This is a genomic window from Candidatus Caldatribacterium sp., from assembly GCA_014359405.1.
Taxonomy (GTDB): Bacteria; Atribacterota; Atribacteria; order Atribacterales; family Caldatribacteriaceae; genus Caldatribacterium; species Caldatribacterium oleiphilum.
Genome location: JACIZN010000147.1, coordinates 1 through 4,056 on the forward strand (window position 1 = coordinate 1; position 4,056 = coordinate 4,056).

The following is a 4,056-nucleotide window of genomic DNA, read 5'->3' on the forward strand; positions in this document are numbered from 1 at the left end:
GCCCAACCGACTGAGGACCAATACAATATTGGAGAAATCGAAGGGAGCGATGCTTTTGTCGCCAAGAGTGGCAAAAGAGGAAGACTTTGAGCGCCTGGCAAAGGTTGCCGAGCTCTACTATCTCGAGGACCTTAATCAGAGGAAAATTGCCGAGCTTTTGGGAGTCTCGCCTCAAAAGGTCTACCGGATGCTGAAGAGAGCTCGGGAAATTGGCATTGTGGAAATCCGTATTCGGCGAAGTGGAGAGGTCGACGCAGAACTTTCCCAGTCTCTTGCTGAGCGCTTTGGCCTTTTAAATGCGGTAGTGGTTCGCACGTACAGTGGCACCTCTGAGGGAATCACTAAAGCGGTGGCGCAGGCAGCAGCCTCTTTCCTCAAGGACAATTTGGTGCCCTACACAAGTATTGGAGTTGCCTATGGGAGAACTCTCCATGCGGTTCTCGAATATCTGCCAAAGCTTGGTCTCCATGGCATGCGTGTTGTTCAGATGATGGGAGGGTATGGTGGAAGGCGGTGGAAAACGGTAGCCATAGAGCTTGTGAAGGAGTTCGCCAGCCGCCTTGAGGGGGAACCGATATACCTTTTTGCCCCTGCTTTTGCGAAGAGTCCAGAAACAAGAGACGCTTTTCTCAGCGAAAAAGAGGTTCAGGAAGTACTACGAATGGCCGAGGAGGTAGATGTGGCCCTTGTGGGCATTGGAGGCATGAGGAGAGAGACGAGTCTCCTCATAGAGACAGGGAATTTTGACGAGGAAGAAATAGAAGAGCTCATCCGGAAAGGTGCAGTAGGTGCTATCTGTGGGACCTTCTTCAACGCCTATGGGGAGATTATTGAGGGCGACCTTGATAGGAAAAGGATTGCTGCTAACGTCAAGCGCATTCGGGAACGGGGGTCAAGGGTTATTGGAATAGCAGGAGGAATGGAGAAAAAGGAGGCCATCCTTGGAGCGTTGCGAGGGAAGTGGCTAACCGACCTCATTACCGACGCCCAGGTAGGGAAATGGCTCCTCAATGTACCGAGATAGTCTCTGGAGGGTGAGGGCACAGTGCTTGTAATTGCTTCGGATCATTTTGGTTTTCCTCTCAAGAAGGTTATTGCGGAGTACTTGAAAGAGGAAGGTGTGTCCTTCGAGGATCTTGGAGTCTTCTCGGAGGACGAGGTGGTCGATTACCCGGACATTGCCCTGAAGGCATGCCTCGGCATCCGGGAGGGAAAGTATGACCGGGGTATCCTCGTGTGTGGTACCGGGATAGGTATGGCGATTGCGGCCAATAAAATCCCCGGAATCTATGCTGCTTGTGCCCACGATATTTACTCTGCCGAGCGAGCCCGCAAGAGCAACAACGCCAATGTCCTGACGCTGGGTCGACACATTGTTGGTCCTGAACTTGCCAAGATGCTCGTCTCAGCCTTTCTGAAGAGCGAGTTCCAGGGCGGGCGTTCCGCCCCAAAGGTGGAGAAAATCCGAGCTATCGAGCGCCAGTACCTTAAGGAGTGAATCTCTTCTTTCTCCTTGATTTTTTGCCCCCAGTGTCTTATTTTCAGGGAAAAACACCGGGGGCGATGCTTTTGTCGCAAGAAGTTCTGAGAAGGATTAGAAATTTCGTCGTTGACCTTGATGGAGTCGTATACCTTCTGAACACGCCCATTCCCGATAATGTCGAATTCCTGCACCTTGCTCGCCTGAGGGGATTCCGCATCGCTTTCCTCACGAACAATACCTTTCTCCCTCGGGAGGGATATGTGGCTAAGCTCCGTAGCATGGGAGTGGAGGCAGAAGTCGACGAAATCTTTTCCTCGGCTTTTGTTACGGCTGGGTACCTGCGGCAAGAAAAGCCGAAGGCGCGAGTGTATGCCATAGGAGAAAGAGGACTTAAAGAGGAGTTGAAGCGGGCGGGGTTGCAGGTTCTTCCCCGGTTTTCCCCAAAGGGTGCGGATTTCGTCGTGGTAGGGCTTGATCGGCGTTTTACCTTTCAGAAAATGAAGACAGCTCTTGATTTCCTCCGCCAGGGAGCACGGCTCGTAGGAACGAATCCTGATCCCACATACCCGACAGAGACAGGGGTCATCCCTGGGGCCGGGGCAATTCTTGCTTCTCTGGAGCGGGCTTCGGGTTGTACCGCCCGAGTCATAGGGAAACCTTCGCCCGAGATTCTTCGATTTACCCTCAACGCTCTTGGCTTTCGTCCTGAAGAGACTGCCATTGTTGGGGATCGTATTGACACAGATGTCCTTTTGGGTAAGAATTGTGGTGTGTCGACCATCCTTGTTCTGACAGGCGTCACAAAAAGCGAAGAAGTGCTTGCCTCTCCAGCGAAACCAGATGTAGTTGTGGGGACACTTCGAGAACTGCAGAGTCTTCTGAATCTCTAAGAGGTGAAAGCCATGGAATGGAAGCCTCAGGTGGAGATTTACGACACCACTTTGCGTGATGGCTCCCAGATGGAGGGCGTCAACTTCTCCCTTCAGGATAAACTCCGCATCACCGAAAAGCTTGACGAAATGGGATTCCACTACATCGAGGGAGGGTGGCCGGGAGCCAACCCTAAGGATGTGGCATTTTTTCGGGAAGTTCGAAAGCTCTCCTTGAAAAATGCTAAAATCTGTGCCTTTGGGAGCACTCGGCGGGCAGACAATCCTGTAGAAGAGGATCGGAACATTCGTCTTCTCCTTGAGTCAGAGGCCCCTGTTGTTACAATCTTTGGGAAGTCCTGGACGCTCCATGTGACTGAGGCTCTGAAAACCACTCTTGATGAGAACCTCCGCATGATTGAGGATTCGGTGTCATACCTCAGAAAGCAAGGTCGTGAGGTTATCTACGATGCAGAGCATTTCTTCGACGGATTCAAAGCGGATCCGGAATATGCCTTGAAAACGCTTCAAGTTGCCTGGGAAGCGGGAGCCCGAATTCTCGTTCTCTGCGACACGAACGGAGGCACCCTGCCTCATGAAGTCGAAGCGATCATGCAGGTTGTTTGTGAGCGCCTTGGCAGAGACGTTCCCCTTGGTATTCACGCCCACAACGACAGTGGGGTGGCAGTGGCAAATAGCATCACTGCGGTCCGGATGGGAGCAGTTCAGGTCCAGGGAACGGTCAATGGTTACGGGGAACGCTGCGGGAATGCCAATCTCTGTACGGTGATTCCCAATCTCTGGTTCAAGATGCGCATTGCCTCGATCCCTGAGGAGAAAATTCGTAAACTCTTTGAGCTCTCCCACTTTGTGAGTGAAATAGCAAATCTCCGTCATGATGACCACCAGCCTTACGTGGGACGAAGTGCTTTCACTCACAAGGGCGGTATTCACGCCAGTGCCATTCTCCGCCACCCGGCTACGTACGAGCACGTGCCTCCTGAGGCAGTTGGAAACCAGAGGAGAATCCTTGTCTCCGATCAGGCGGGAAAGAGCAACATCGTGTATCGGGCAAGGGAGATGGGCATTGATCTCGACCCGAAGGATCCGAGGGTTGATGCTCTTGTGCAGAGAATTAAAGAGGCCGAGAATTACGGGTATCAGTTTGAGGGAGCAGATGCTTCTTTTGAGATTCTCCTCCGAAAGGCTCTTGGGGAAGAGGTGAAATTCTTCGATCTTGAGGGATTCCGCGTGATTGTGGAAAAGCGTGGTGGAGAGAACACGATCACCGAGGCAACTGTCAAGGTCCGGGTCAATGAGGATGTCGTTCACACGGTAGCAGAAGGTGACGGACCTGTTCATGCTCTGGATAATGCCCTGAGGAAAGCGCTTGAGGGCTTGTACCCTGCACTCCGGAAGATTCGCCTTTCGGATTACAAGGTGCGAGTCCTCTCGGAAAAGGAGGGAACAGCAGCAAAAATCCGAGTTCTCGTTCAATCGACGGATGGAGAAAACGTTTGGGGTACGGTGGGGGTTTCAACAGATATCATTGAGGCAAGTTGGGAAGCACTTGTTGATAGCGTACGTTATGGACTATGGAAAAAGCTTCGAAAAAGGACATAGCTATCCGCTTTGGAGGGAGGAAAGGTGGAGGGGTTCTTCCCAAATTTCCCCTTCCTCCCTTCATGACACAGGAAGTCAATC

Annotated in this window: 4 protein-coding genes; all 4 read left to right on the top strand. The window is 52.1% G+C overall.

The features are described 5' to 3' along the window. The first annotated feature begins 55 nt into the window (after positions 1–55). The 4 genes from H5U36_09445 to H5U36_09460 all read left to right on the top strand — a co-directional run bounded on the left by H5U36_09445 (position 56) and on the right by H5U36_09460 (position 3,975). A complete protein-coding gene (locus H5U36_09445) occupies positions 56–1,024 on the top strand; it encodes a sugar-binding transcriptional regulator (GenBank protein MBC7218334.1) in 969 nt (322 codons plus the stop codon). Positions 1,025–1,045: 21 nt separating this feature from the next. After that, on the top strand, positions 1,046–1,498 hold the full coding sequence (rpiB, locus tag H5U36_09450; protein ID MBC7218335.1) for a ribose 5-phosphate isomerase B: 453 nt from the start codon (positions 1,046–1,048) through the stop codon (positions 1,496–1,498). 65 nt (positions 1,499–1,563) lie between these two features. Next, positions 1,564–2,373, top strand: coding sequence for an HAD-IIA family hydrolase (locus H5U36_09455; GenBank protein ID MBC7218336.1), 810 nt, complete (start codon positions 1,564–1,566; stop codon positions 2,371–2,373). A gap of 12 nt (positions 2,374–2,385) precedes the next feature. Continuing rightward, complete coding sequence (locus H5U36_09460) at positions 2,386–3,975, top strand: citramalate synthase (protein MBC7218337.1); 1,590 nt, start codon at positions 2,386–2,388, stop codon at positions 3,973–3,975. Positions 3,976–4,056: the final 81 nt, after the last annotated feature.

Coding starts and splice junctions, on each gene's coding strand:
- H5U36_09455 (MBC7218336.1), top strand. CDS start 1,564: ATGCTTTTGTCGCAAGAAGTTCTGAGAAGGATTAGAAATTTCGTCGTT.
- H5U36_09460 (MBC7218337.1), top strand. CDS start 2,386: ATGGAATGGAAGCCTCAGGTGGAGATTTACGACACCACTTTGCGTGAT.